The organism is Streptomyces sp. NBC_00683, from assembly GCF_036226745.1.
Taxonomy (GTDB): domain Bacteria; phylum Actinomycetota; class Actinomycetes; order Streptomycetales; family Streptomycetaceae; genus Streptomyces.
On record NZ_CP109013.1, the window covers coordinates 6433066 to 6459088 of the forward strand.

25 protein-coding genes are annotated in these 26023 nt (G+C 72.3%); 14 read left to right on the top strand and 11 right to left on the bottom strand.

Annotation, left to right across the window (positions count from 1 at the left end):
* Positions 1-47: 47 nt before the first annotated feature.
* Positions 48-2549 carry an ATP-dependent helicase HrpB gene (gene hrpB, locus OG257_RS28680; RefSeq protein ID WP_329212173.1) on the bottom strand — a complete coding sequence of 834 codons (2502 nt, stop codon included), beginning with the start codon at positions 2547-2549 and terminating at the stop codon, positions 48-50.
* A gap of 25 nt (positions 2550-2574) precedes the next feature.
* A complete protein-coding gene (locus tag OG257_RS28685) occupies positions 2575-3399 on the bottom strand; it encodes a class I SAM-dependent methyltransferase (RefSeq protein ID WP_329212175.1) in 825 nt (274 codons plus the stop codon).
* A gap of 396 nt (positions 3400-3795) precedes the next feature.
* Here OG257_RS28685 and rpsA point away from each other — a divergent pair, with 396 nt between their 5' ends.
* Positions 3796-5310 (top strand): 30S ribosomal protein S1, encoded by a 1515-nt coding sequence (gene rpsA, locus OG257_RS28690; protein WP_329212177.1) that lies wholly within the window; start codon positions 3796-3798, stop codon positions 5308-5310.
* A gap of 129 nt (positions 5311-5439) precedes the next feature.
* Here rpsA and OG257_RS28695 read toward each other — a convergent pair whose 3' ends face one another.
* Positions 5440-6402 (bottom strand): right-handed parallel beta-helix repeat-containing protein, encoded by a 963-nt coding sequence (locus OG257_RS28695; RefSeq protein ID WP_329212179.1) that lies wholly within the window; start codon positions 6400-6402, stop codon positions 5440-5442.
* A 358-nt stretch (positions 6403-6760) separates the two neighbouring features.
* Here OG257_RS28695 and OG257_RS28700 point away from each other — a divergent pair, with 358 nt between their 5' ends.
* The 4 genes from OG257_RS28700 (at position 6761) to OG257_RS28715 (ending at position 10398) form a co-directional block, all read left to right on the top strand.
* Positions 6761-8284 (top strand): flavin monoamine oxidase family protein, encoded by a 1524-nt coding sequence (locus OG257_RS28700; protein ID WP_329215399.1) that lies wholly within the window; start codon positions 6761-6763, stop codon positions 8282-8284.
* An 81-nt stretch (positions 8285-8365) separates the two neighbouring features.
* Positions 8366-9304 (top strand): PAC2 family protein, encoded by a 939-nt coding sequence (locus OG257_RS28705; RefSeq protein WP_329212181.1) that lies wholly within the window; start codon positions 8366-8368, stop codon positions 9302-9304.
* Between the two features lie 43 nt (positions 9305-9347).
* Positions 9348-9950, top strand: coding sequence for a dephospho-CoA kinase (gene coaE, locus OG257_RS28710; RefSeq protein ID WP_329212183.1), 603 nt, complete (start codon positions 9348-9350; stop codon positions 9948-9950).
* Positions 9951-10029: 79 nt separating this feature from the next.
* Positions 10030-10398, top strand: a complete 369-nt coding sequence (locus OG257_RS28715; protein ID WP_329212185.1) for a tetratricopeptide repeat protein — start codon at positions 10030-10032, stop codon at positions 10396-10398.
* Positions 10399-10413: 15 nt separating this feature from the next.
* Here the strand turns inward: OG257_RS28715 and OG257_RS28720 are convergent, their stop codons facing one another.
* Complete coding sequence (locus OG257_RS28720; RefSeq protein WP_329215401.1) at positions 10414-10692, bottom strand: DUF6343 family protein; 279 nt, start codon at positions 10690-10692, stop codon at positions 10414-10416.
* 80 nt (positions 10693-10772) lie between these two features.
* On the opposite strand from OG257_RS28720, the gene OG257_RS28725 reads away from it, so the two are divergent.
* The 3 genes from OG257_RS28725 (at position 10773) to OG257_RS28735 (ending at position 13291) form a co-directional block, all read left to right on the top strand.
* A complete protein-coding gene (locus tag OG257_RS28725) occupies positions 10773-11921 on the top strand; it encodes an ADP-ribosylglycohydrolase family protein (protein WP_329212187.1) in 1149 nt (382 codons plus the stop codon).
* Positions 11922-11981: 60 nt separating this feature from the next.
* The gene (locus tag OG257_RS28730) at positions 11982-12680 is read left to right on the top strand and encodes a class I SAM-dependent methyltransferase (RefSeq protein ID WP_329212189.1); all 699 of its coding nucleotides are present in this window, start codon (positions 11982-11984) and stop codon (positions 12678-12680) included.
* A 149-nt stretch (positions 12681-12829) separates the two neighbouring features.
* Positions 12830-13291 carry a DoxX family protein gene (locus tag OG257_RS28735; protein ID WP_329212191.1) on the top strand — a complete coding sequence of 154 codons (462 nt, stop codon included), beginning with the start codon at positions 12830-12832 and terminating at the stop codon, positions 13289-13291.
* On the opposite strand, the gene OG257_RS28740 is transcribed toward OG257_RS28735, so the two are convergent.
* Complete coding sequence (locus OG257_RS28740; protein ID WP_329212192.1) at positions 13285-13656, bottom strand: hypothetical protein; 372 nt, start codon at positions 13654-13656, stop codon at positions 13285-13287. The genes OG257_RS28735 and OG257_RS28740 overlap by 7 nt on opposite strands.
* Before the next feature lie 220 nt (positions 13657-13876).
* Between OG257_RS28740 and OG257_RS28745 the strand changes: the two genes are divergently transcribed.
* The 3 genes from OG257_RS28745 (at position 13877) to OG257_RS28755 (ending at position 19226) form a co-directional block, all read left to right on the top strand.
* Positions 13877-14935: a slipin family protein gene (locus tag OG257_RS28745; protein WP_329212194.1), complete on the top strand. Its 1059-nt coding sequence runs from the start codon at positions 13877-13879 to the stop codon at positions 14933-14935.
* A 119-nt stretch (positions 14936-15054) separates the two neighbouring features.
* Complete coding sequence (locus OG257_RS28750) at positions 15055-17946, top strand: DEAD/DEAH box helicase (protein WP_329212196.1); 2892 nt, start codon at positions 15055-15057, stop codon at positions 17944-17946.
* A complete protein-coding gene (locus OG257_RS28755) occupies positions 17943-19226 on the top strand; it encodes an SWIM zinc finger family protein (protein WP_329212198.1) in 1284 nt (427 codons plus the stop codon). The genes OG257_RS28750 and OG257_RS28755 overlap by 4 nt, the downstream gene beginning before the upstream one ends.
* A gap of 7 nt (positions 19227-19233) precedes the next feature.
* On the opposite strand, the gene OG257_RS28760 is transcribed toward OG257_RS28755, so the two are convergent.
* The 4 genes from OG257_RS28760 to OG257_RS28775 form a co-directional block, all read right to left on the bottom strand.
* Entirely contained in the window at positions 19234-19545 is a 312-nt protein-coding gene (locus tag OG257_RS28760; protein WP_329212199.1) for a hypothetical protein, read from the bottom strand.
* Positions 19546-19619: 74 nt separating this feature from the next.
* On the bottom strand, positions 19620-20117 hold the full coding sequence (locus OG257_RS28765) for a DUF3574 domain-containing protein (RefSeq protein ID WP_443054581.1): 498 nt from the start codon (positions 20115-20117) through the stop codon (positions 19620-19622).
* A 119-nt stretch (positions 20118-20236) separates the two neighbouring features.
* Entirely contained in the window at positions 20237-20875 is a 639-nt protein-coding gene (locus tag OG257_RS28770; RefSeq protein ID WP_329212201.1) for a peptidase, read from the bottom strand.
* On the bottom strand, positions 20872-22083 hold the full coding sequence (locus OG257_RS28775; protein ID WP_329212202.1) for a pyridoxal phosphate-dependent aminotransferase: 1212 nt from the start codon (positions 22081-22083) through the stop codon (positions 20872-20874). The genes OG257_RS28770 and OG257_RS28775 overlap by 4 nt, the downstream gene beginning before the upstream one ends.
* 88 nt (positions 22084-22171) lie before the next feature.
* Here OG257_RS28775 and OG257_RS28780 point away from each other — a divergent pair, with 88 nt between their 5' ends.
* The 3 genes from OG257_RS28780 to OG257_RS28790 all read left to right on the top strand — a co-directional run bounded on the left by OG257_RS28780 (position 22172) and on the right by OG257_RS28790 (position 24120).
* The gene (locus tag OG257_RS28780) at positions 22172-22837 is read left to right on the top strand and encodes a winged helix-turn-helix transcriptional regulator (protein WP_329212203.1); all 666 of its coding nucleotides are present in this window, start codon (positions 22172-22174) and stop codon (positions 22835-22837) included.
* Positions 22838-22920: 83 nt separating this feature from the next.
* Positions 22921-23415 (top strand): cupin domain-containing protein, encoded by a 495-nt coding sequence (locus tag OG257_RS28785; RefSeq protein ID WP_329212204.1) that lies wholly within the window; start codon positions 22921-22923, stop codon positions 23413-23415.
* A 63-nt stretch (positions 23416-23478) separates the two neighbouring features.
* The gene (locus tag OG257_RS28790; RefSeq protein WP_329212205.1) at positions 23479-24120 is read left to right on the top strand and encodes a uridine kinase; all 642 of its coding nucleotides are present in this window, start codon (positions 23479-23481) and stop codon (positions 24118-24120) included.
* 3 nt (positions 24121-24123) lie between these two features.
* On the opposite strand, the gene OG257_RS28795 is transcribed toward OG257_RS28790, so the two are convergent.
* Both OG257_RS28795 and OG257_RS28800 read right to left on the bottom strand, forming a co-directional pair.
* On the bottom strand, positions 24124-25029 hold the full coding sequence (locus OG257_RS28795) for a carbohydrate kinase family protein (RefSeq protein ID WP_329212206.1): 906 nt from the start codon (positions 25027-25029) through the stop codon (positions 24124-24126).
* The gene (locus tag OG257_RS28800; protein WP_329212207.1) at positions 25026-25979 is read right to left on the bottom strand and encodes a pseudouridine-5'-phosphate glycosidase; all 954 of its coding nucleotides are present in this window, start codon (positions 25977-25979) and stop codon (positions 25026-25028) included. The genes OG257_RS28795 and OG257_RS28800 overlap by 4 nt, the downstream gene beginning before the upstream one ends.
* Positions 25980-26023: the final 44 nt, after the last annotated feature.

The window sequence follows — 26023 nt, forward strand, 5'->3', positions numbered from 1 at the left end:
CCCTGCCGCACCCGCGGCAGGGGGGCGGCCGCGTGCCGGACCAGGTTCTACTCGCGCCGCAGCCGCGCCGAGGTGAAGCGCGTCGCCTCCACCGTCGTCGGGTCCTCGGGCCACGGGTGCTTCGGGTACCGGCCGCGCAGCTCGGCCCGTACCGCCTTGTACCCCTCCCGCCAGAACGACGCCAGATCCGCCGTCACCGCCGCGGGCCGCCCGGCGGGGGAGAGCAGATGGACCAGGACGGGCACCCCGGCCACCCGGGGCGTCTCCCGCAGCCCGAACAGCTCCTGGAGCTTCACCGCGAGGACCGGCTGCTCGCCGCCGTACTCCACCCTGATCCGCGACCCGCTCGGCACCGCGATCCGCTCCGGGGCCAGCTCGTCGAGCCGGGCGGCATCGCCCGTCGCCCACGGCAGCAGCCGCCGCAGCGCCTGCCCGGCGTCGATCCGCGCGAGGTCCGAGCGGCGCCTGGCCCGCGACAGCTCGGGCTCCAGCCACTCCTCGGTACGCGACAGCAGCGCGCCGTCCGACACATCGGGCCAGGGAGCCCCCAGCTCCCGGTGCAGGAACGCGAGCCGAAGCCGCAGCTGCTCGCTGTCCCGGGTCCACCGCAGCAGCCCCGTGCCCTCGCGCCGCAGACCGTCCAGCAGGGCACCGCGCACCAGTTCGGGCGCCGGCTGCTTCAGTGCGCGCACCGACAGCTCTACGGCCCCCAGCCGCTCCACGGAACGGGCCACCACATCGCCGTCCACCCAGCGGACCTCCTCGCCGGAGAACCGCAGATGCCCGGCCGCCAGCCGCGCGGTGTCCTCGTCGACGACCGCCGCCAGACGCACCCGGGCGGACGCCGAGTGTGCGGGCCGGTCGGCGACCGCGACGGCCAGCCACGGTGCGCTGCGCAGCCGTGAGCCGTCCCGGAGCTCCGCCCCGGTCCCCGACGCCATCAGGAACGCCCCCTCGCCCCTGGCCCGTGCCACCCGCTCGGGGAACGCCAGCGCCGCCACGAGTCCCGCGGCCGCGTCGTCCGACCCCGTACCCGGGCCTGCGGCCCTGCCGAGCGAGGACGACAGCCGCCGCACCTCCTGCCGCCAGCGGGCCGCGTAACCGTCGCCGCCCCGCCGCGCGGTGCGCAGCGCGGCCGCCAGATCGTCCCCGTACTCCCGCGGCGGTTCCTCGCTCAGCAGCGCCACGACCTCCGCGGCACGGCGCCCGCCCACCTCGTCCGCACCGTCCAGCAGGGCCCGCGCGAGGCGCGGGTGCAGACCCAGGCGGGACATCCGCACACCCCGGTCCGTCACCCGCCCCGACGCGTCCACCGCGCCCACCGCGGTCAGGACCTCCCGTGCCGCGCCCATCGCCCCGGCCGGCGGCGGATCCAGCAGCGCGAGCCCCGAGGCGTCGGGATCGCCCCAGCACGCCGCCTGCAGTGCGAACGCGGCCAGATCGGCCACCTTGATCTCGGGGGACGGGAACCGGGCGAGCCGCCCGTCCTCGGCCTGCTCCCAGCAGCGGTACACGGCGCCCGGCGCCTCGCGCCCCGCCCGGCCCGCGCGCTGCCGTCCGGCCGCCTGGGACGCCCGTACGGTCGTGAGCGCGCTCAGACCCCGCGCATGGTCGGTACGCGGCTCCCTGGCCAGCCCGCAGTCCACGACGACCCGCACCCCCGGCACCGTCAGCGACGACTCCGCCACCGATGTCGCGAGGACCACCCGGCGCCCCTGCGACGACCCGGCGAGCACCGCGTCCTGCACGGCCGCGGGTGCCCGGCCGTGCACCTGGAGCACCTCGGCACCCACGCCCGCGAGCTGCCCGGCCACCCGGCCGATCTCCCCGACCCCGGGCAGGAAGCACAGCACGTCGCCGTCACGCTCGGCGAGCGCGCGGCGCACCACGGCGGCCACGTGCGTCAGCAGTGCCGGATCGACCCTCATGCCGTGCGGCGGACGCACGGACCCGGGCGGCGGCGCCCACACCACCTCGACCGGATGGGACACCCCCTGTGCCTCGATCACGGGAGCGCCGCCCAGCAGACGGGCCCAGCCCTCCGCGTCCGTCGTCGCCGACGCCGCGACCAGTCGCAGGTCCGGCCTGATGGCCGCCCGCACGTCGAGGAGGAACGCGGCGACCGTGTCGGCGTCCAGATGGCGCTCGTGGCACTCGTCGATGATCACGACATCGACGCCGGCCAGCTCCTGGTCGCGCTGCAGCCGCTGGAGCAGCACCCCGGTGGTCACGACCTCGACCACCGTGTCGCGCCCCACCACCCGTTCCCCGCGCACGGTGAAGCCGACCCGGCCGCCCGGCTGCTCGCCGATCAGCCAGGCCATCCGCCGTGCCGCCGCCCGGGCCGCGATCCGCCGGGGCTCGGCGACCACCACCCGGCGCACCGGACCGCCGCCGGTGAGGCCGGCGAGCACCAGGGGCACGAGGGTCGTCTTGCCGGTCCCGGGCGGTGCGCAGAGCACCGCGACCCCCCGGTCGTCGAGTGCCCGCTCCAGAGCGGGCACAGCGGTGCGTACGGGCAACTGGCCGAGGGCGTCGGTACGGATCACGCCCCCAGTCTCGTACGCCCGCCCCTCACCAGGTCCGGCGGTCCCGCTCGCACACGAAGATCGCGGTCCCGGGGATGAGGTTGCCGCGCAGGGGGGACCAGCCGCCCCACTCCTGGTTGTTCCAGGCGGGCCACTCGGGCTCCACCAGGTCCGTCAGCCGGAAACCGCCCGCCACCACGTCGCGCACCCTGTCGCCGAGTGTCCTGTGGTGCTCCACGTACACGGCGTCGCCCTGCTCGTCCTGCTCCACGTACGGGACCCGGTCGAAGTAGGAGGCGGCGACCGAGAGCCCCTCGGGGCCCGGCTCGTCGGGAAACGCCCAGCGGACCGGGTGCGTCACCGAGAAGACCCAGCGGCCCCCGGGCCTCAGCACCCGGTGCACCTCACGGAACACCTGTCCGGGGTCCGCGACGAAGGGCACCGCCCCGTAGGCGGAACAGGCCAGGTCGAAGGAGCCGTCCCGGAACGGGAGCCTGCCCGCGTCGGCCTCCACGAGGGGGACGTCGTCGCCGATCCGCAGCGCGTGCTGGAGCTGGCGGTGCGAGAGGTCCAGGGCCACCGGGCGGGCGCCCTGTGCGGCCAGCCAGCGCGAGCACTGGGCCGCGCCGGCACCGATCTCCAGGATGTCCAGGCCCTTCAGCCCGGCGGCGGGGCCCAGCAGGCCCGCCTCGGCCTCGTCCAGGCCCTCCGGACCCCAGATGAAGCGGTCGTCCCCCAGGAAGGCCCCGTGGTCGCTCTGGTACTCGTCGGCGTTCCGGTCCCACCAGCCGCGACTTGCCCGGCTGCTCTCCGATTCCCCGGCCTCCCGGCGGGTCGCTTCAGGTTCGGACCCGCGGATCTCTTGGCTCATCGTGCCCGTCGTTGTAGTTTGCCTTCACCCGCCGCACACGGTGCCCGATCGGGCTGTACGGGTGAGTACGGCCGCGTGCGTGCGGAACGGTGCCGTGGCCGATGTGGCCTCGGACAACATGAGTTGTGCCGGGAATGGGGCGTTGTGCCCCGCGTGTGCGCCTTCGCGCATTGACCGCTTCCGGCTGCCCCCGTATGCTACAAGTTGCGCCGCGAGCCTGCGCGCTTCAGACCTAGCAGGCCGCGCTCGCGTCTGTCGTATGTCCCCTCGGTTGTCGAGGCGCCTTCCGGAATCCGGTCGGGTGCTTTCAAAGCTGTCCGGAGTCTTCAGAGGCGATACGGGCTTACGGCGTAGCAGTAACTTCGACTCTCTGTCCGTACCGGAGCCCTTTCCCACATGACGAGCAGCACCGAGACCACCGCCACCACTCCGCAGGTTGCGGTCAACGACATCGGCGACGCGGACGCGTTCCTCGCGGCGATCGACGAGACGATCAAGTACTTCAACGATGGCGACATCGTTGACGGCGTCATCGTCAAGGTTGACCGGGACGAGGTTCTCCTCGACATCGGTTACAAGACCGAAGGCGTCATCCCGAGCCGCGAGCTCTCGATCAAGCACGACGTCGACCCGAACGAGGTCGTCAAGGTCGGCGACGAGATCGAGGCCCTGGTTCTCCAGAAGGAGGACAAGGAAGGCCGCCTGATCCTCTCGAAGAAGCGCGCTCAGTACGAGCGTGCCTGGGGCACCATCGAGAAGATCAAGGAAGAAGACGGCATCGTCACCGGTACCGTCATCGAGGTCGTCAAGGGTGGTCTCATCCTCGACATCGGCCTCCGTGGCTTCCTGCCGGCGTCCCTCGTCGAGATGCGTCGTGTCCGCGACCTCCAGCCCTACGTGGGCAAGGAGCTCGAGGCCAAGATCATCGAGCTGGACAAGAACCGCAACAACGTGGTCCTGTCCCGCCGCGCCTGGCTCGAGCAGACCCAGTCCGAGGTGCGCCAGACGTTCCTCACGACCCTGCAGAAGGGTCAGGTCCGCTCCGGCGTCGTCTCCTCGATCGTCAACTTCGGTGCCTTCGTGGACCTGGGTGGCGTCGACGGTCTCGTGCACGTCTCGGAGCTCTCCTGGAAGCACATCGACCACCCCTCCGAGGTTGTCGAGGTCGGCCAGGAAGTCACCGTCGAGGTTCTCGACGTGGACATGGACCGCGAGCGTGTCTCCCTGTCGCTCAAGGCGACGCAGGAAGACCCGTGGCAGCAGTTCGCCCGTACGCACCAGATCGGGCAGGTCGTCCCCGGTAAGGTCACCAAGCTCGTTCCGTTCGGTGCGTTCGTTCGCGTCGACGAGGGCATCGAGGGCCTGGTCCACATCTCCGAGCTGGCCGAGCGCCACGTGGAGATCCCGGAGCAGGTCGTCCAGGTCAACGACGAGATCTTCGTCAAGGTCATCGACATCGACCTCGAGCGCCGTCGCATCAGCCTCTCGCTGAAGCAGGCCAACGAGGCCTTCGGTGGCGACCCGGCTTCGGTCGAGTTCGACCCGACGCTGTACGGCATGGCCGCGTCGTACGACGACCAGGGCAACTACATCTACCCCGAGGGCTTCGACCCCGAGACCAACGACTGGCTCGAGGGCTTCGAGGCTCAGCGCGAGGTCTGGGAGACCCAGTACGCCGAGGCGCAGACGCGCTTCGAGCAGCACCAGGCCCAGGTCATCAAGTCCCGCGAGGCCGACGAGGCCGCTGCTGCCGAGGGCGCTGCTGCCCCGGCCGCCGGCGTCCCGGCTGCCTCCGGCGGCAGCGGTGGCGGCGGCTCGTACTCCTCGGAGTCCGACGACAACTCCGGCGCCCTGGCGTCGGACGAGGCGCTGGCTGCCCTGCGCGAGAAGCTGGCCGGTGGCCAGAGCTGACGCTCTGACCCCAGTCGCTCATCGGCCGTAGAGCTGTAGAGCTTGTCGGTAAGGCCCGCTCCCTTCGGGGGGCGGGCCTTACTCGTATCCGCGAACACAACGGGCCCGGGGGCCGGCCCGACAAGGGCCCTACGGGGTGACGGCGATGTTCGTCAGCCCCTTGCCGCCGGTGACCGTGTTGTCACTGTGGACGGTCGTGCCGCAGGTGGAGCTCTGGTTGGTGACGTTGACGGCGAGCTGCTTGTCACCGGTGGCACCGGTCAGGTCCGAGGCGTTGTCGCGGAACACCGTGCCGCAGCCCCAGCCGCTCTGCTGGGTGTGCGTCTCGTACCCTTTGTTCGTCGTACGGGAGCCCCTGTTGCCCTGGACCAGGACGTCGTTCCCCTTCACGTCGACCCAGGAGTCGTCGTAGTTGGCACCGGTCAGCCCGCTGCCGTCGAAGGTGTTGCCGATGATCCGCGCCCCGGTCGTGCCTTCCTTGATGTCGATGTTCTCGCCGCCGACGCCGGGCCCGATGGTGTTGTCGAGGATCTGCACCGCGTCGCTGCGGTCGGAGAGATCGCCCGCGGACCCGACGTACACGCCCTCGCCCATGCCGCGCCCGTCGTGCCCCGTGTCGTAGATCCGGGAGTTCTTGATGACGCCGTCCCTGCTGGACTTACGGAAGTGGACGCCTTCCATGTCGAGGTCGTGCACGGTCACACCGTCGATGACGACACCGGTGGCGGCGTCGGCCATGATCCCCTTCTGGCCGCCGGTGACGGTGATGCCCCGCACGGTCCAGTAGGACGCTCCGTTGAGGTGCAGTCCGTAGCCGCCGCCGGCGGTGAGGACCGCCTTGTCGGAGCCGGTGAGGGTGATCCGGGCGGAGGAGGTGGCGGCGACGGTCGCCTTGAAGTTGCCCGTGTACGTGCCGTCGGCAAGCCGGATCGTATCGCCGGGAGCCGCGGCCGTGAGTGCCGCCTTGAGCTGGGCCGCTGTGGTCACGTCGATGACCGCCTCCGCCGACGCGCTGCCGGCGGAGGCGAGGGACAGGCCTCCGGCGGCGAGCGCGGCGGCCAGCAGGGTGGGGAGCAGTGTGCGGGTGCGCATGGGGGTGCCTTCCCGTCGAAGGGTTCAGAGGTTCCCGCAAAGGGTGTTCTCGTACATGAACATGGGGCGAGTTTCTGAATCTACTGCCCAGTGACGCTAGGGATGGGATGTGGCCATGTCAAGGTCTGGACCATTGCCCGTCCGGTGGTGAACGGAGGGAAACCTGCGGGATACACGAGTAACTGATGGCCTGTAACAAGCGCTTGCCAAGATCCCGGCAACCTCAGGAACGAAGGTGAGCCAGGACATGACATACACGTCGAACACCTCGCGCGACGCGCAGACTTCCCCCGTGGCGGCCGGTGCCAGCCGTCGGAGTTTCCTGCGCAACGTCGGCATCACCGGCGGCGCGGGCGCGATGTTCGCCACCATGGGGGCGCTCGGTCTCGCGCCCACAGCCCAGGCCGCAGGCCGTGAACCCGCCTTCCGGGCGCCGAGCAAAGGGGACTTCAACCTCAAGGGGAGGGCGGCGGCGAAGGTCGTCGTGGTCGGCGGAGGCATCGCCGGCCTGGCCGCCGCGTACGAGCTGGGAAAGGCGGGCTACGACTGTACGGTCCTGGAGGCCCGGGGCCGCACGGGCGGTCGTAACTTCACCGTGCGCGGCGGGGATTCGACCGTCGACACCTACGGCAACAAGCAGACCGCCGCTTTCCACGACGGGCAGTACATGAACGCCGGCCCCGGCCGGATCCCGCAGTGGATGGTCACCCTCGACTACTGCCGTGAACTCGGTGTACCCATCGAGGTGTTCACCAACGTGAACGCCAATGCCTATATATACAACGAAACAGCGGGCATGAAGGCCCCCGTGCGCTACCGCACCGCGAAGGCCGATATGTACGGCTATGTCGCCGAACTCCTTGCGAAGGCCACCGACAAGGGCGCCCTCGACCGGCAGATCACCGTCGAGGACCAGGAGCGGCTCCTGGAGTTCCTCAAGGACTTCGGGGACATCGGCGACAGCCTCGACTACACCGGAAGCCCGCGCCGCGGCTACCGCGTCGACCCGGCGGCGGCCGGCACCCCGGGCGAGGAGCTCGGCTCCGTACCCACCGCGTCCGAGGTGTTCGCGAGCGGTGTCGGCCGGTACTTCTCCTTCGAGTTCGAGTACGACCAGGCCATGCTGATGTTCCAGCCGGTCGGCGGCATGGACCGGATACCGGCCGCACTCACCCGGGCCGTCGGGGAGCGCCGGATCAGGACGGGCGCCGCGGTCACCGACATCACCGACACGGCGCACGGCGTCACCGTGACCTACACCCAGTCAGGACGCACCCGGACCATCGACGCCGACTACTGCATCGCCGCACTGCCGCCCAACATCCTCGCCAAGACCGCTCACAACCTCGGCCCCGCGGTCCAGACCGCCCTGGAGGCGTGCAAGCCGTCCTCGGCCGGAAAGATCGGGCTGGAGTACCGCAGCCGCTGGTGGGAGAGCGACCACCGGATCTACGGCGGCATCACGGAGACGGACCTGGACCTGTCCCACATCTGGTACCCGTCCTACGGTCACAACGGGGACCGGGGACTCGTCATCGGGTACTACAACTACGGCTCCCAGGCCGACTCGTACGCCGCGCTCGCCCCGCGTGAGCGTGAGGCGCGCGCCGTCGCCCAGGGCGTCAAGATCCACGGCGAGAAGTACCGCACGGAACTCTCCTCGTCGTTCTCCCACCACTGGCGCCAGACCCCCTACCTGGAGGCCGCCTGGCACTCGCTCTCCGGAGGCCCCGACGCCCCGGCGTTCGCACCGCTCAACGAGGCCGCAGGGCACGTCTACTTCGCCGGTGACTACCTCAGCCACACGGACGCCTGGCAGCACGGTGCCTTCACATCCGCACGGAAGGCGGTCACCGCGCTCCACAGCCGTGTTCTGACGTAACAACCGCGAAAGGGGCGCGCGCGGGAATGCCGGTGCCGTGCGGGGTGTTCTTGTCGAGGAACACGAGGAGGAGCGGTAACCGTGCCTGATCCGCAGAGTTTGTACGAATGGGAGCCGAAGGGCCTGGCCGTCGTCGACATGGCGCTCGCCCAGGAGTCGGCCGGCCTGGTCATGCTCTACCACTTCGACGGATACATCGACGCGGGCGAGACCGGCGAGCAGATCGTCGACGGCCTGCTCGAGACCCTGCCGCACCAGATCGTGGCCCGCTTCGACCACGACAGGCTCGTGGACTACCGCGCACGGCGCCCGCTGCTCACCTTCAAGCGGGACCGCTGGACGGCCTTCGAGGTTCCGACGCTGGACGTGCGCGTGGTCCAGGACGCGACGGGCGCACCGTTCCTGCTGCTGTCCGGCCCCGAGCCGGATGTGGAGTGGGAGCGGTTCGCCGCCGCGGTCGAGCAGATCGTCGAGCGGCTCGGCGTCCGCCTCGCGGTCAACTTCCACGGCATCCCGATGGGCGTCCCGCACACCCGCCCGGTCGGAATCACCCCGCACGGCAACCGCACCGACCTCATGCCCGGTCACCGCAGCCCGTTCGACGAGGCACAGGTCCCCGGCTCCGCCGAGGCCCTCGTCGAGTACCGGCTGATGGAATCGGGCCACGACGTCCTCGGCGTCGCCGCCCATGTCCCGCACTACGTCGCCCGGTCCTCGTACCCGGACGCGGCACTCACCGCGCTCGAGGCGATCACCGCCGCGACCGGCCTCGTCCTGCCGAGCATCGCGCACAGTCTGCGTACGGAGGCACACCGCACCCAGACGGAGATCGACCGGCAGATCGGCCAGGGCGACGAGGAGCTCGTCTCGCTCGTCGAGGGGCTCGAGCACCAGTACGACGCGGTGGCGGGCTCCGAAACGCGTGGCAATCTCGTCGCGGAGCCGGTCGACCTGCCGTCGGCGGACGAGATCGGCCTCGAGTTCGAACGTTTCCTGGCCGAGCGCGAAGGCGAGTCCTGAGGGCGGCTCCCTGCCGCCCGTAGGACACCTCTAGGCTCGGCGCATGCTGAAAGTGGGCCTGACCGGCGGGATCGGCGCCGGCAAGAGCGAAGTGTCACGGCTGCTCGTGAGCTACGGAGCCGTACTGATCGACGCCGACAGGATCGCGCGTGAGGTCGTCGAGCCCGGCACGCCCGGGCTCGACGCCGTCGTCGAGGCCTTCGGGCCCGGGATCCTCACCCCGGACGGCACGCTGGACCGGCCCGCACTCGGCGCGATCGTCTTCGCGGACCCCGAGCGCCTGGCCGCACTGAACGCCATCGTCCACCCGCTCGTCGGTGCCCGGTCCGCGGAGCTGGAGCGGGCGGCCGGACCCGACGCCGTGGTCGTCCACGATGTCCCCCTCCTCACCGAGAACGGCCTCGCCCCGCTCTACGACCTGGTCGTGGTCGTGGACGCCACCCCCGGGACGCAGCTCGACCGGCTCGTCACGCTGCGCGGGATGACGGAGTCCGACGCGCGCGCCAGGATGGCCGCACAGGCCACACGCGAGGAGCGAAAGGCCGTCGCCGACCGGGTCGTCGACAACGACGGGCCGTTGGAGGCCCTGGAGCCGCAGGTCCGCACCCTCTGGTCGGAACTGACCGCGCGGGCAGAGCGGGGCTGAGCCGCGCCGGGCGCGGAATACCGGGATCCGGCGGGACGTTGAAGTGCCCCGGACGTTGAAGCAGGGGAAGGATGCCGGCATGCCCGAGCGAAACCCGGAAACCCATGTCATCGATTTCCGCGCGGCGGAGCAGCTCCTTGCCGCGCGGGATCCGAGGGGTGCGGTGAAACTGCTCGACTCGGTGATAGCCGCCCATCCGGAGAACACGGCGGCCCGCCTGCTGCGTGCCCGCGCCTTCTTCGCCGCCGCGCAACTCCGCCCGGCCGAGCTCGAGTTCGAGCTGGTCCTGGAGCGGGAGCCGGACAACGCCTTCGCGCACTTCGCCCTGGCCCGCACCTTCCAGCGCGCCGGCCGTGAGGACCAGGCCACCCGCCACTTCCGGCTGGCGGCAGCGCTCGACCCGAATCCGGAGTATCTGAAGGCAGCCCGCTTCGACGAGCGCCCCTGACCCGCCCATCCGGGTTCAGCGGCCGAGCCCGCCCCGCTCGCCGCGGTCGGGCTCGTACGGCGGGACGTCCCTGCCCGGCTGGTAGTGCGAGCCCTGGCGGATGTGGCGGACGACGAAGCAGAAGTCCGTGACCGTCACCACGAGAAGCACGCCGCACGCCGCCGCCCAGCCGGCGCGTCCGGTCAGCACGAAGGCCGTCAGGCCGAAAACTGCCCAGATCATGCCCCATAGACTCAGCCAGAGTCGCATCCGCAGGGGACTGCGCGCGGTGGACGGTTCACTCCCGGTACGCATCGGCATCGCCTCTCCTCCCAGCATGAACCCGCGGTGCGGCGTACGGAAACCGATGCCGGACGGATGAGGGGGAGCGGACCGTGGACGCCAGGGAACAGGGGAACGCCACCGGGGGAAAGACGTCGTGGGGTGACGTCGTCGCCCGCCGCGCCCGGGTGCGCGGCGCCCTGCTGGGCGGCGCTGTCGGGGACGCGCTGGGCAACCCGGTCGAGTTCCTCTCGCTCGGCGGCATCCGCCGTGCCTACGGGGAGCGGGGCGTGCGGGAGCCCGTCGCGGACGCGGACGGGGTCGTCGGACGGATCACGGACGACACCCAGATGACGCTGTTCACGGTCGAAGGGCTGATCAGGGCCCATGCCAGGGCCAGGTCGAAGGGGGTCGGCGGCTCGGAGACCGCCCTCGTACGCAATGCCTACCTGCGCTGGCTCGACACCCAGAACCATCCCGCCCCGCCGACACGGGGCGGGGAGAACACCGTACGGACCGGATGGCTCAGGCAGCAGCCCTGGCTGTACGCGCGCCGGGCACCCGGCAACGCCTGTCTGACAGGGCTCGCGGCCGGTCACGTCCCCGGCGCCGACACACCGCTCGACGTGCAAGGTCCCGTCAACCCGCACTCCAAGGGGTGCGGCACGGTGATGAGGTCGGCACCCTTCGGGCTGCTCGGAGCGGACGCGCCGAAGGCCTTCGAACTGGCCGCCCGGTGCGCGCAGATCACCCACGGCCATCCCACCGGGGCGTACGCGGCAGGAGCGCTCGCCGCGATCGTCGCGCACCTGCTGGAGGGCGACTCCCCGGCGGGCGCCGTCCTGCGGGCCATGGACCTGCTGGCCCGCCACCGCGGTCACGAGGAGACGACGGCCGCGCTGCGTGCCGCCGTCGACCTGGCCGCCCGCGGACGGCCGACCGCCGAGCGGGTGGAGTCACTGGGCGCGGGGTGGGTCGCCGAGGAGGCCCTCGCCATCGCCGTCCACTGCGCGCTGGTGCTGCCGGGACCGGACGACGTGGCCGAGGCGCTGCTGCTCTCCGTCAACCACTCGGGCGACAGCGACTCCACGGGCTCGGTCTGCGGCAATCTGCTCGGCGCGCACCACGGGGACGTGGCGCTGCCGGCCTCCTGGCTCGCCCTGACGGAGGGCAGGGCCGTGATCGCGGAGCTCGCCGACGATCTGTGCATGGAGCTCGAGCAGCCGGTGGTGTGGCCGGACGGCCGCTACCCGCAGTACTGACGGGGCACCGTCCGCAACGGCCCGGGGAACGGGGCCCGGCTGCCGTGCGTTCGGCCAGGTATGAGCGGACGACTGATACGTGAGGGACATTCGGGTACGGGGCCGGGCTCCATCACACCGGACGGCTGCGCGGTCGAGCTGTACGCGCGGCTGTCCGCCGGAAACGAACCGGATGTGATCGAGGCGGCCGTGCCCGCCGGAGCGAGCATTCTCGAACTCGGCTGCGGGGCGGGCCGGGTGACGCACCCCCTGGTCGAACGTGGCTTCGCGGTGACCGCTGTGGACGAGTCGGCGCGGATGCTGGACCACATCGAAGGCGCACGCACGGTGCGGAGCCCCATCGAGTCGCTGGACCTCGGCGACGAGAGGTTCGACGTGGTCCTGCTCGCGTCGTTCCTGGTGCACACGAGTGATCACCGCGTCCGGGAGGGGCTGCTGCGGACCTGCCGCAGGTACGTCAAGGACGGCGGCGTCGTCCTCCTCCAGCGGGAGGGTGCCGACTACCACACCGATCTGCCGCGGGAACGGGAGGACCGGGCCGCGGGCTGCACCATACGCATCGTGTCGGCGGAGCCCCTGGGCGACGGGGTGAGCGAGGTGCGTGCCGAGTACGTGTTCGAGGACGCGCGGTGGACCCAGACGTTCCGGTCACGGGCCCTGTCCGTGGAGCAGTTCGAAGCCTGTCTCGAAGCGGCCGGACTGGCCGTCGACCGCTATCTCACCGATGACGGTGTCTGGGTGCTCGCCCGACCCAAGTAGCCCTCGAAGAAAGCGAATCAGTGGTCCGGAACGCGATGAGTTCCGGACCCCGGCAGGGTCTACCCCTCTGTAAGCGCCGGGAAGGCGAAGCGGCAGGTCCGCCCCCGCACCGGCGCACGTCATCCACGACGCCCCCAGAGGAGACCCCCATGTCAAAAACCGACGCCGCCGCCGTTTCCCCCGCCACACCGGCCGTCGTGCCGCCGCGCCGCAGCCGGGCTGCCGTCGCCCTGACGGCGGCCCGGATCGTCCTCGCACTGTTCTTCGGACTGAGCGCGGTGCCCAAGCTCGTCGCCCATGAGTCCGCCGTGGAGTCCTTCGACCGCATGGGCTGGAGCAGCGGCGCGATGTACACGATCGGCGGCCTGGAGCTGGCCGGCGCAGTCGCCCTCCTGATCCCCCTGCTGTCCGGGGTGGCCGCCATGGCCTTCGCCGGGCTGCTCGCCGGGGCGTCGATCGTGCAGCTGACGCTCCTGGACCCGCCGAACGCGGTCATGCCCGCGCTCCTGATCGCCGTGGTCGTCCTGATCGCCCGGGACCGCAGGGAGCGGACGGCGGAGCTGGTCGCGCTGGTCCGGGGGCGCGGCCGTACGGGGCGCCGCGGTCAGTGAACGAACCTGTAGCTGCGCCAGGGCAGGCTGCGCGGGGAGTTCGCGTCGGTCAGCGTGGTGGCGACGTAGGTGGTGCCACCGCCGGTGCAGTCGCGGGTGCGGTACAGGATGATGTCGATCAGGGTCCTGTTGGCGACCTCGTTGGCGCCCGCGGGCGCCAACCGGTGGCAGCCGTTCGCCGAAGGGCTGTTCACGCTGACGACCCTGTCCCGCTCGGTGGTGTAGATGACCGGTCCGACCGCGGTACGCCCGAGGCCGGAGCAGCCCGTGAGGCCGAGGGTGAGCAGGGCCGCGCCGACTGCGACGCCGGTGTGTCGGCGGCGTCGGCGGCGGTCGGTGGCGGTCGCGGTCGCGGTGACGGACATGGGCGGGTCCTCGTCTGCTCGTCCGGCTCATCGGTACGGCACGGAGACGTGCTGGTGCTGGTCACCCTGCCTGTTCCGCGGAGCCCCGGCATCCGGTGCGCGGCCGGCCGGGCCACTGACACCCGGACAGAGGTTCGACGGGTGCACATACCGGGCATACCGTGGTAATAGGGCGTGATGGATGGGTGCTGGAACGCACTCTCGGACGCAGGGGGCCGTGATGGTCCAGGAGCTGGTGATCGCAGCGGTGGCGGTCGTCTCGGGCGCGGCGGTGTACGGGATGGCCGCGGCCCGGGTGGTCAAGCAGTACGAACGCGGAGTGGTGCTCCGGCTCGGCAGGCTCCACGACCGTGTGCGACCGCCGGGATTCACCATGATCGTTCCGGGTGTGGACCGGCTCCGCAAGGTGAACATGCAGATCGTGACGATGCCGGTGCCCGCACAGGACGGGATCACGCGGGACAACGTGACGGTCCGTGTGGACGCCGTCATCTACTTCAAGGTCGTGGACCCGGCGAGCGCGGTGATCGCGGTGGAGGACTACCGGTTCGCGGTCTCGCAGATGGCGCAGACGTCCCTCCGGTCGATCATCGGTAAGAGCGACCTGGACGATCTGCTGTCCAACCGGGAGAAGCTGAACCAAGGACTGGAACTGATGATCGACAGCCCGTCGGTCGGCTGGGGTGTGCAGATCGACCGGGTCGAGATCAAGGACGTGTCGCTGCCGGAGACCATGAAGCGGTCCATGGCCCGGCAGGCCGAGGCCGACCGTGAGCGGCGTGCGCGGGTCATCAACGCCGACGCGGAACTGCAGGCCTCGAAGAAGCTGGCCCAGGCGGCCCAGGAGATGTCCAGCCAGCCGGCGGCGCTGCAGCTCAGGCTGCTGCAGACCGTGGTCGCGGTGGCCGCCGAGAAGAACTCCACGCTGGTGCTGCCGTTCCCCGTCGAGCTGCTCCGCTTCCTGGAGCGCGCGCAGCAGGGGCAGCCGCCCGCGGAGGTGCAGCAGCCGCAGAGCCCGTCCGTGCCGCCGTCCGTTCCCCAGGCCGTGCCGGAACCCGCGCCGCCGTCCGGGTACGACGGGTCCTCCCCGCGGGGCGAGTCCCCAGCGCGGACCGAGTCCCGTGCGCGGGGCGAGGACCTCGCACAGGCCGGGTCACGGGCCGCACGCCTCCCGGCGACCGATCCTCCCGCTCCGCCCGGCCCCGGAACCGCGCCGCCGGACCCCGCGGAGGAGCGGCAGCCCGGCGGGGCGCACACCGAGCCCCTCGCCCGCCACTGACGCGGACGCCCGCCCCGCAGCCTGGAGACACGTGCGGGGCGGGCGCTGTCGTACCCCCCGCCTAGACTCGCGAAGACAGGACGTCAGGCACTCGGACCGAGGCGGGAGGGGCGGTGGACATGGCACAGCAGACCACGGTCCCGGCCGCCGACCGGCTCGTGCGGTACGCGGCGGTCTTCCTGCCGGCCGCGCTGCCCCGGGACGGCCGGATCGCCTTCTGGGACCCCGAGGGGGGTAGCCCCTGCGCCGTTGCCGACGGGCCGCCGGGCGACAGCGGGGATCCGCCGTACACCGTCACGGAGCTGACGGTCGTCGGGCTGCACGGCGCGGGCGCGTCCCGGCGCACGGTGCCCGCGGTGCTGCTGTCCCTCGCGGATGCCGTGCCGCTCCTCGCCCGCGCCCGGCACCGGGCCTCCACCCACCCCGCCACGCGCGCCTGGGGCGCGGCCGCGCTGCACGCGCTCACCCTGGTGGCGCGCGGCAGGCTCCTGCCCGGTCTGACAGCCGACGACCACGACGCATGGCGGGCCGGGCCCCGTGACGCGGAGGACATCGCCCATCTCCGGGCGGTCGCCGCCTCGATGCCCCCCGAGGGGCACGCGGTCCCGCTGGACGGCACACCGCTGCGGGTCCCGGACCCCCTGGCGCTGCTCGGAGCCTTCCTCGACGCCGTGGCGGACACCCTGCCCCGGACCCCCGCCGCGGGCCACGCGATGGGCGCGCCGTTCGCCGCGCGCGAGGCCCAGCAGCTGCCCGGCGCCCGCGCCTGGGCCGTCGAGGTGGCCGCCGGACTCGACGCGGGGGTGCGCGTCTCCCTCCGGCTCGACCTGTCCGTCCACGAACTCTTCGACACCACCGGCCCCACCGCCGGGACGGACGCGGACGGATCCCCGGCAGCCGCCCGCCACGCCGCCGCGGCCATCACGCAGGTGCACAGCCTGGCCGACCCGACGTACGTCACCGATGCGGCGACGTTGTGGAGCGGCGGGGCAGGGGAGCCGTTCGGGCCGCGGGCGAGGATCGACGCGGTGCTCGCCCTGCGCCGGGCCGCCCGGATCTGGCCCCCTCTGGAGCGGCTGCTGGACCAGCCCGTCCCCGACGTGCTCGCGCTCACCGAGGACGAGCTGTACGAGCTGATCGGCGAAGCGGGACCACGGCTGGCGGCGGCCGGGGTCGCCGTCCACTGGCCCCGGGAGCTCGCCCGCTCGCTCACCGCCGCGGCCGTCGTCCGGCCCGCGCCGGGATCGGCCACCGACGGCACCTCGTTCTTCGACGCCGAGCACCTCTTCGCGTTCAACTGGCAGCTGTCCCTGGGCGACGAGCAGCTCACCGAGGCCGAGATGGACACGCTGGCCGAGGCCCACCGCCCGGTGGTGCGGCTGCGCGACCAGTGGGTGGTCGTGGACCCCGCGCTCGTACGCAAGGCGCGCAAGCGGGAGCTCGGTCTGCTGGACCCGGTGGACGCGCTGGCCGTCGCCCTGACCGGCAGCGCGGAGGTCGACGGCGAACAGGTCGAGGCGGTGCCGGCCGGAGCGCTCGCGGCACTCCGCTCGCGCATCCTCGACGAGGACGCCACCCTCCCACCGCCGCCCGGCCTCGACGCCACCCTCCGCGACTACCAGCTGCGCGGCCTGGCCTGGCTGGACCGGATGACCTCGCTCGGCCTGGGCGGCTGCCTCGCCGACGACATGGGCCTGGGCAAGACCATCACCGTCATCGCCCTCCACCTGCACCGCGCCCACGCCGCCCCCACCCTCGTCGTCTGTCCCGCCTCCCTCCTCGGCAACTGGCACCGCGAGATCAACCGCTTCGCGCCCGGCGTCCCCGTGCGCCGCTTCCACGGCACCGACCGCACGCTCACCGACCCGGACGGCGGCTTCGTCCTCACGACCTACGGCACGATGCGCTCCAGCGCGGACCGGCTCGCCGAACACACCTGGGGGCTGGTCGTCGCCGACGAGGCGCAGCACGTGAAGAATCCGCACTCCTCCACGGCCAAGGCGCTGCGCACCATCCCCGCCCCGGCCCGCGTCGCGCTGACCGGCACCCCCGTCGAGAACAACCTCTCCGAGCTCTGGGCGCTGCTCGACTGGACCACCCCCGGGCTGCTCGGCCCGCTCAAGGCGTTCCGGTCCCGGCACGCCCGGATCGTCGAGAACACCGGCACCGCGGCGGGCCTGGGCAACGAGGAGGCGGTCGAGCGGCTCTCCCGGCTGGTCCGCCCCTTCCTCCTGCGCCGCAAGAAGTCGGACCCCGGCATCGCGCCCGAGCTGCCGCCCAAGACGGAGACCGACCACCCCGTCTCCCTCACCCGCGAGCAGGCCACGCTCTACGAGGCGGCCGTGCGGGAGACCATGGCGTTCATCGAGCAGTCCGAGGGCATCGCCCGCCGCGGGCTGATCATGAAGCTGCTCGGGTCGCTCAAGCAGATCTGCAACCACCCCGCGCAGTACCTGAAGGAGGAGCCGACCCGGCTCACCGGACGCTCGGGCAAGCTCGCCCTGCTCGACGAGCTCCTCGACACGATCCTCTCCGAGGGCGCCTCCGTCCTGATCTTCACCCAGTACGTGTCGATGGCCCGCCTCCTCTCCGCCCACCTGGCCTCCCGCTCCGTCCCCTCCCAGCTCCTGCACGGCGGTACCCCGGTGCCCGAGCGGGAGCGGATGGTGGACCGCTTCCAGTCCGCCGAGGTCCCCGTCTTCCTGCTGTCCCTCAAGGCGGCCGGCACCGGGCTGAACCTCACCCGCGCCGCACACGTCATCCACTACGACCGCTGGTGGAATCCCGCGGTCGAGGAGCAGGCCACCGACCGTGCGTACCGCATCGGCCAGACGCAGCCCGTGCAGGTGCACCGGCTCATCGCGGAGGGCACCGTCGAGGACCGGATCAGTGAACTGCTGGAGTCCAAGCGCGCCCTCGCCGATGCGGTGCTCGGATCAGGCGAGGCCGCTCTGACCGAGCTCAGCGACCGCGACCTGGCCGACCTCGTATCGCTCCGGAGGACGGCATGAGCCCGGCCGCAGCCTCCCGTCCCACGGCGCGCCCCGGCCCCGACGACCTGCGGCGCACCTTCGAGGCGGTGCCCGCCCGCGCCTCCGACACCGCGGAACCCTTCGCGGACAGCTGGTGGGGCCGGGCCTGGGTGGACGCCCTGGAGTCCCTGTCGATGGACGAGGGGCGGCTCGCCCGCGGCCGTACGTACGCCGACGGCGGCCATGTCGCCGCGATCACCGTGACCCCCGGCCGGGTCATCGCCTACGTCCACGGCAGCCGCCCCCGCCCGTACCGCGCGGAGCTGCGCCTGCGTACGTTCTCGGCCTCCGACTGGGACACCTTCCTGGACGCCGTCGCGGCGCGGCCCGGGCATCTGTCCGCGCTGCTCGACAAGGACATGCCGCACTCCCTGGTCGACACGGCGGGGGAGACCGGCATCAGGCTGCTGCCCGCCGCCGGTGACCTCGACCCGGACTGCTCCTGCCCGGACCGTGGCTGGCCGTGCAAGCACGTGGCGGCGCTCTGCTTCCAGACGGCACGGCTCCTGGACAGCGACCCCTTCGTCCTGCTGCTGATGCGCGGCCGGGGCGAGCGGGAACTCCTCGACGAGCTCGGCCGCCGCAACGCCGAGCACTCCGCCCGGGAGCGCCCCGCCACCCCCGCGATGCCCTCGCTCCCGGCGGACGAGGCCCTGGCCGGTCGCTTCCTGCCGCCGCTCCCGGCACCGCTGCCCGTGCCGCCGTATCCCGGGCAGCCGCCGTCCTACCCGGACCTGCCCGGTGCCCATGACCCGCTGTCCCTGGACCACCTCGCCTCGGACGCGGCCGCCCGCGCCCACGCGCTCCTGACCACAGGGGACGATCCGATCGCCGGGCTCAGCACCTGGCAGGACGCGGTGCGCATCGCCGCGTCCCGGCCCACCGCGGGGCTCACGGCGACCACCCGGGCGCTCTACCGCGAACTCGCCTACGCCACCGGCCGCAGCACCACCGACCTGGCCCGCGCGGTCGCCGCCTGGCGGCAGGGCGGCGCGGAGGGCCTCGCGGTCCTGGAGAGCCCCTGGGACCCGCCGGCGGGCCCGTTCGACCGGGCCCGCCCCGCCCTCGCGGCGGCCGACTTCCCGCGCTTCCAGCCCTGGCGCAACCACCTGACCAATGCCGGGGGCACCCTCCAGCTCCGCTTCGGTCACGACGGCCGCTGGTACGGCTACGAATCGGACCCGGGTGCGGACGACTGGTGGCCCCGCGCCACCCCGGACACCGACCCGGTGGGCGCGCTCACCGCCCTGCGGGGCTGATGCACCGTCAGCTCTGTGCGTAGTAGGCGAGCAGTCCGATCACCAGGACCGCGCACAGCGGCAGCATCACCCAACGGGCCTTGCGGAACGATTCGTTCTCCTGCTGCGCCAGTCCGCGGTCGGCACCGTGAGCGGTGGCCAGATGCTCCCCGGCCATGTCGATGATCTTCCTCGTGGTCAGCAGCGACGGCGACCAGTCGCAGTGCGCGCACACGAGGAAGTCGCGGTACGGGTCGTACCGGAAGTCGCGTTCGATGTTCACCGTGAAGACCTGGCCGCCCGGTCCGGTGGCTGTGAAGTGGCGTATTGCCGCGCCCATGTGCGTCGCTCCCGTGCTCGTCCGTCGTTCCGGGGCAACGGTAGGCGGCGGCGGTGCGGACGAGGCCCCGGGGCTCAGAAATCGGCGAGGGTGCGTTCGTCGAGCCGGGCCACCGAGTCCTGGGCGTAGGCCTTCTCGTACGCGGCGCGGATCCGCTCGATCCGCGGGTCGCGCAGGCGCGCCTCCGACGCCGGGTAGAGCAGGATCAGTTCGTACGAACGCTCCCGCTCGATCACCCCGTTGGAGTCGCGCCACTGCCCACGGCCGTCCTGGATCGTGAGGCCGCTCGGGAAGTCCGGCGTGACATACCGGTCGATGAAGGCAAGGAACTGCGGGTCGGTCACGTCCGGTCCGCCGTCGGGGCGTTCCGTACCGAAGAACAGCCGGGTCTCCACGTACTCGGCGCCCCTGGCGGCCGTCGCCCGCCCCGCCGCCGGTGCCTCGCCGCCGAGTGCGGCGTACGCGATCGGCGCGCCCGTGGCGAGTACGGCGCAGGCGGCCACGCCCGCCACGAGTGCGGTGCGCCGCGCGGGTCGCTCGGTTTCCGGCTTCGGACGGTTGCGCAGACGCAGCAAGGTGATCTCCCACGGGGCGGTCGGATGCCGGAACGGCGCTCACCGTGGCACGCGGCCGTCGCAACGGCGCGGCAGGACACCGGAATCCGGGCCGGACCACCCGTAAGGGTGAGGTGCTACGGCGCCACCGCACCCGTGGTCGTGACCCCGGGCAACGACACCCCGCGGCCCGCGAAGAAGCGTTCGAAGACCGGCAGCGGCAGCTCGGCCGCGCGTGTGTCCGCCGTCGTCCCCGACGGGTTGTGGAAGTGCACTCCCGATCCGTCCGCGGTGCGCGAGGTCAGCAGGACCAGATGCCCGCCCCGCCCCGGGGCCGGCAGTTCCGGGTGCCGGATTCCGTAGTGCACGGACGCCATCACGCTTCGGCCGTCGTCCAGCAGTCCGAGGATCCCGGCGGGGGACAGGTGGCGGTGGACGGTCGCGTCGAGGCCGTGCGCCTCGGTCACGTACGCGGCGAACGGAGCGTAGACCAGGCCGCGGATCACTCCCTCGGCGTCCTCCGTGTACGCGCCGTACTCGATTGCGCCGTCGCGCAGCGCGAACAGGGTCGGAGCGTCGGGGCCGAGCGCCATGCGCAGGCAGGTCATCCCGCACAGGTGGCCTGCCCAGCGCGCGTACTCGGCGGGCGAGGCGGCGCCGGAGTCCGCCCAGCCCGGGTCCTCGGCCGGATCGAGCCCGCCCTCCACGATCGCGCCCACCAGGCCGGGCGACGCGAACTGTGTGTGGACGGGGGTCCGGCAGCCGGCGCAGATCACTGGCGGTATCCGTTCAGGAAGCGGCCGATGCGGCTGATCGCCGCGTCGAGGACGTCGGCGTGCGGGAGGGTCAGGATCCGGAAGTGGTCGGGGCGCGGCCAGTTGAAGCCCGTGCCCTGAACCACCTGGATCTTCTCCCGCAGTAGCAGGTCCAGGACGAACCGCTCGTCGTCGACGATGTTGTGGACCTTCGGGTCGATGCGAGGGAAGGCGTACAGGGCGCCCTTCGGCTTCACGCACGACACCCCCGGGATCTCGTTCAGCCGCTCCCAGGCCCGGTTGCGCTGCTCGTGGAGCCTGCCCCCGGGGGCGACGAGCGCCCCGATCGACTGCCGGCCGCCGAGCGCCGCCTGGATCGCGTACTGGGCGGGGGCGTTGGGGCACAGCCGCATGGAGGCGAGCATGGTGAGCCCCTCCAGGTAGTTGCGGGCGTGCTGCTGCGGGCCCGACACCACCATCCAGCCGGAGCGGAATCCTGCCACGCGGTACGTCTTGGACAGCCCGCTGAAGGTGAGGCAGAGCAGATCAGGAGCCAGGACCGCCACGGAGTGGTGCTCGGCGTCGTCGTAGAGGATCTGGTCGTAGATCTCGTCGGCGAACACCATCAGCCCGTGCCTGCGCGCCAGATCGAGCATGCCTTCGAGGATCTCGCGGGGATAGACGGCACCCGTCGGGTTGTTCGGGTTGATGATGACCATGGCCCTGGTGCGGTCGGTGATCTTCGAGGCCATGTCCGCGATGTCCGGATTCCAGTCCGCGGCCTCGTCGCAGGTGTAGTGCACGGCCTTGCCGCCCGCGAGTGTGGTGACGGCGGTCCACAGCGGGTAGTCGGGGCTCGGGACGAGGATCTCGTCGCCGTCCTCCAGAAGTGCCTGTACGGACATGGAGATCAGCTCGGAGACGCCGTTGCCGAGGAAGATGTCGTCGACGTCGACGTCGACGAGGCCCATCGACTGGTAGCGCTGCGCCACGGCCCGGCGGGCGGAGAGGATGCCGCGCGAATCGGTGTAGCCGTGTGCCTGCGGGAGCATCCGGATCATGTCCTGGACGATCTCCTCGGGGGCCTCGAACCCGAAGAGCGCCGGATTGCCCGTGTTGAGGCGGAGCACGCTGTGGCCCGCCTCCTCGAGGGCGTTGGCCTCCTCGATGACAGGGCCCCGGATCTCGTAACAGACCTCGTTGAGCTTGCTGGACTGCCGGAACTCCATGCTGTGCCCTCCCCGACCCTGAACTGTGTTACTTGGTTTTACCAAGTTGGAGCTTGGAAAGTCCAACAACATGTCTAGACTGCGTCGCATGCCACGTCAGCAGCCGCCAACACGCCCCGTCCGCCGCCGGAGTTACGACCAGTTCTGTGCCGCCGCCCGGGCCCTCGACTCCGTGGGCGACCGGTGGACGCTGCTGATTGTCCGTGAACTGCTGGCCGGCCCGCGCAGGTACACGGATCTGCACGCCGACCTGCCCGGAGTCAGCACGGACGTGCTCGCCTCCCGGCTCAAGGACATGGAGCAGAGCGGCCTGGCCGTGCGCCGGCGGCTGCCTCCGCCCGCCGCCGCTTCGGTCTACGAACTGACCGAACACGGCCGCGGACTGCTCCCGGTCCTCAGCGCGCTCGCCCGGTGGGGCACGCCCGCACTCGCCGAGCGCCGCCCCACCGACGCCGTCCGTGCCCACTGGTTCGCCCTGCCGCTGCTGCGCGCGCTGGACGGGACCGAGCACGCGGGCGTGGTCGAAGTCCGGCTGGAGGAGGGGGAGTTCCACATCCGCACCGGCGGGGACACCCAGGGGGACGATGCGTACGGGTACGGCCCCGCCCCGTACCCCGACGCCCGCATCGTGCTCGACGCCGAGCTCTGCCTGGCGCTGGGGCGCGGCGAACTGACACTGGCCGAAGCGGTCGCGGAGGGCCGGGCCGAGGTGCACGGGGAAGGCCCGCTCGCCGCCGAACTCCGCGGGGGATGACAGCCGCGCCACCGGTGACGGCAGCCCGACTCGCGCGTAGCGTGGGTTCGTTCATCCGGTCCGGCGGGACGAGGGAGATGTCCATGGAGTTCGGCAGCAGGGTCGGCACGAAGCAGCGGGGCACGCTGCGCAAGGTCATGCTCGTGGGCGCCTGTGTGACCGCGCTCGGTCTCGTCCCGGCAGCCGCGGTCGCGACGCCCGGCAGCGGTGTGAGCGGCACCGTCGTCGCCAAGGGCACGTCCGAGGGCAAGCTGAAGGTGAAGACCCCCAAGGGCCGCACGGATGTGACCGTCCGGACCATCACCGTGGCGCCCGGCGGCTCCACCGGCTGGCACACCCACGCGGGCCAGCTGATCGCCGTCGTCCAGTCCGGGACGCTGACCCGGACCCTCGACGACTGCTCGGTCGAGGTGACACCCGCGGGAACGGCGTTCATCGAGCCGTCCGGAACCAAGCACCGGCACATCGGGCGCAACCTAGGGACGGTACCCGTGGTGCTGTGGGTGACCTATCTGCTTCCCGAGGGCAGTCAACTCTCCGACGACGCCGACGCGGTGGACTGCCCGGCGGCGAAGTAGGTCCGGCACCGGGGCGGGCGCGCTCCCGTACGGCAGGGGGCGCGGCCGGGTGATGATGGATGCGTGCGATTCGAACCGATCACCTGGGAACGCCTGGCCGAAGCGCTGGCCGCGCACGCCGACGGCCTGAAACCGGCCGACGGCGGGCCCTGGCTCAGAATCGGTGTCGACGGAGCCTCGGCCGCCCGCCCCGGTGAGCCCGCCGGACGCCTCGCCGAGGAACTGCGGGCGCGCGGCCGTGCGGTGCTCACCGTCTCCACCGGAGGGTTCCTGCGGCCGGCGAGTCTGCGCTACGAGTACGGCAAGGAGGACCCCGACTCCTACGCCGACAGCTGGTTCGACACCAACGCGCTGTGGCGCGAGGTGTTCCGTCCGCTGGAGCCCGGCGGAAGCGGACGGGTGCTGCCCGACCTCTGGGACCCCGTGACGGACCGGGCCACCCGCAGCCCGTACCGGGTGCTGCCCGAGGGCGGGGTGCTGATCATGCACGGGCCGCTGCTCCTCGGGCAGTGGTTCCCCTTCGACCTCGCCGTTCACCTGCGCCTCTCGCCCGGTGCGCTGCGACGGCGCACCGAGGAGAGCGAGCGGTGGACGCTGCCCGCCTTCGCGCGGTACGAGGACGAGGTGGCGCCCGCCGACCGCGCGGACGCGGTGGTGCGGGCCGACGACCCGCACCACCCCGCCTGGACCGGCATCGGCGCGTAGCCACTACGCCGGCCGAGGCCCCGGGCGCCCGCCGACCGTCGCGACCGCCTCGGCCCCGGCCCGGCAGCCGGCCGCAGCTGCCGCGGCACCGTCCGCCCCGGCGATGAGGGCGGCGAGGAAACCGCCGGTGAAGGCGTCGCCCGCGCCCGTCGAGTCGATCGGATCGGGTACGGCCGGGGCGGGTACCCGTGCGGTCACCATGCCCCCGGCCGCCAGCAGGACGCCCCGGTCCCCGAGGGTGACGGCGACCCGCCCGGCGTGACGGCTCAGCTTGGCCGCCGCGTCGGCCGGGTCCGGCAGGCCGGTCAGCTCCCGGGCCTCGTCCGCGTTGGGCAGCAGCAGGTCCACGCCCTCGACCAGGTCCAGGAAGGCGCCGGCGCCCAGAACGGCGAGGAAGCCCGCCGACGCCGGGTCCACACTCACCGGGATGCCCCGCCGCCTGGCCTCCCGCAGGGCCAGCTGCGCCGTCGCACGGCTCGTCGCCGCGAAGAGGAGATAGCCGGAGAGGTGGAGCCGGGCGACGCCGTCCAGTAAGGACGCCGACCAGTCGTCGGGGGAGAGGCGCAGGACCGCGCCGCTGTCGGTGAGGAAGGTGCGCTCGGCCGAGGAGTCGACCAGGGCCACCACCGTGCCGGTCGGCGCCTCCTCGTCCACGGACAGCAGCGGACGCACCCCCGCACGTTCCAGCGCACTCCGGTGCCAGGCCTCCGAATCGGCCCCGGCCCGCGCCAGCAGTCGCGCGTCCCGGCATCCCGAACGAACGGCCCAGCACGCGACGTTGGCGCCCGCCCCGCCCGGCAGCGTGCTGATCCGCGCAGGCGTGTCCGTACCGTGGACCACGGCCGAGCCGTGCCGGACGACGACATCGGTGACCACATCGCCGACGACGAGAAGGCCGCCCTCGGTCACCGCGCCGCCGCCGCTGCCGCGATCCGCGCGGCCAGTTGCACGTTCCCGCGCACGGCGGCCAGATTCGCTTCAAGGGACGCTCCGCCGGTCTCCCGCATCAGGTACTCCAGCAGGAACGGGGTGACGGCCTGCCCCACGATCCCGCGCTCCCGGCAGGCGTCCAGAGCCTGCGCGAGCACCCGGTCGTGCACCTCGGGGTCCAACTGCTCCTCCTCCGGTACGGGGTTGGCGACGATCAGCGCGGCGGCGGGACCCCCGAGCTCCTCCCGGGCACGCATCACGTCCACCACCTCCCGCGGTGTGCGGACCGTCCAGTCGACGGGCTCGCCCGAACTGCTCAGGTAGAAGCCGGGGAAGTACTCCGTCCCGTAACCGAGCACGCCGACGCCGAGCGTCTCGAGGCGCTGGAGCGTGGCCGGCACGTCCAGGATCGACTTCACGCCCGCGCAGACCACGGTGATGCCGGTCCTGGCAAGCAGCCGCAGATCCGCGGACTCGTCCTGCGTCTCGGTCCACTCCCGGTGTACGCCGCCGAGCCCTCCGGTCGCGAAGACGTTCAGCCCCGCCCGCGCCGCCAGGAACGCGGTCGCGGACACGGTCGTCGCCCCGCTCGCTCCCTGGGCGAGCGCGGGCGCGAGGTCGCGGTGGCCCAGCTTCCGCATCGCCGGGTCCCCGGCCACCCGCTCCAACCGGTCGTCCGTCAGACCCACATGGGCCCGGCCGTCGAGCACGGCGACCGTGGCGGGCACGGCCCCCTCCTTGCGTACGAGCTCCTCCAGCTCCTTTGCGACCTGGAGGTTGCGGGGGCGTGGCAGACCGTGGGCGATGATCGTCGACTCCAGGGCGACGACGGGGCGGCGGTCGGCGAGAGCGTCGCGCACCTCGGTGGAGAGCACGGGGGCGTGGCGGCCGGTTTCCTGCGACGTGGATGCCGATGGGTTCCGATGCATGCCCCATCCCTGTCGCAGGCACGGCGCCCGCAAACCCGGACGGG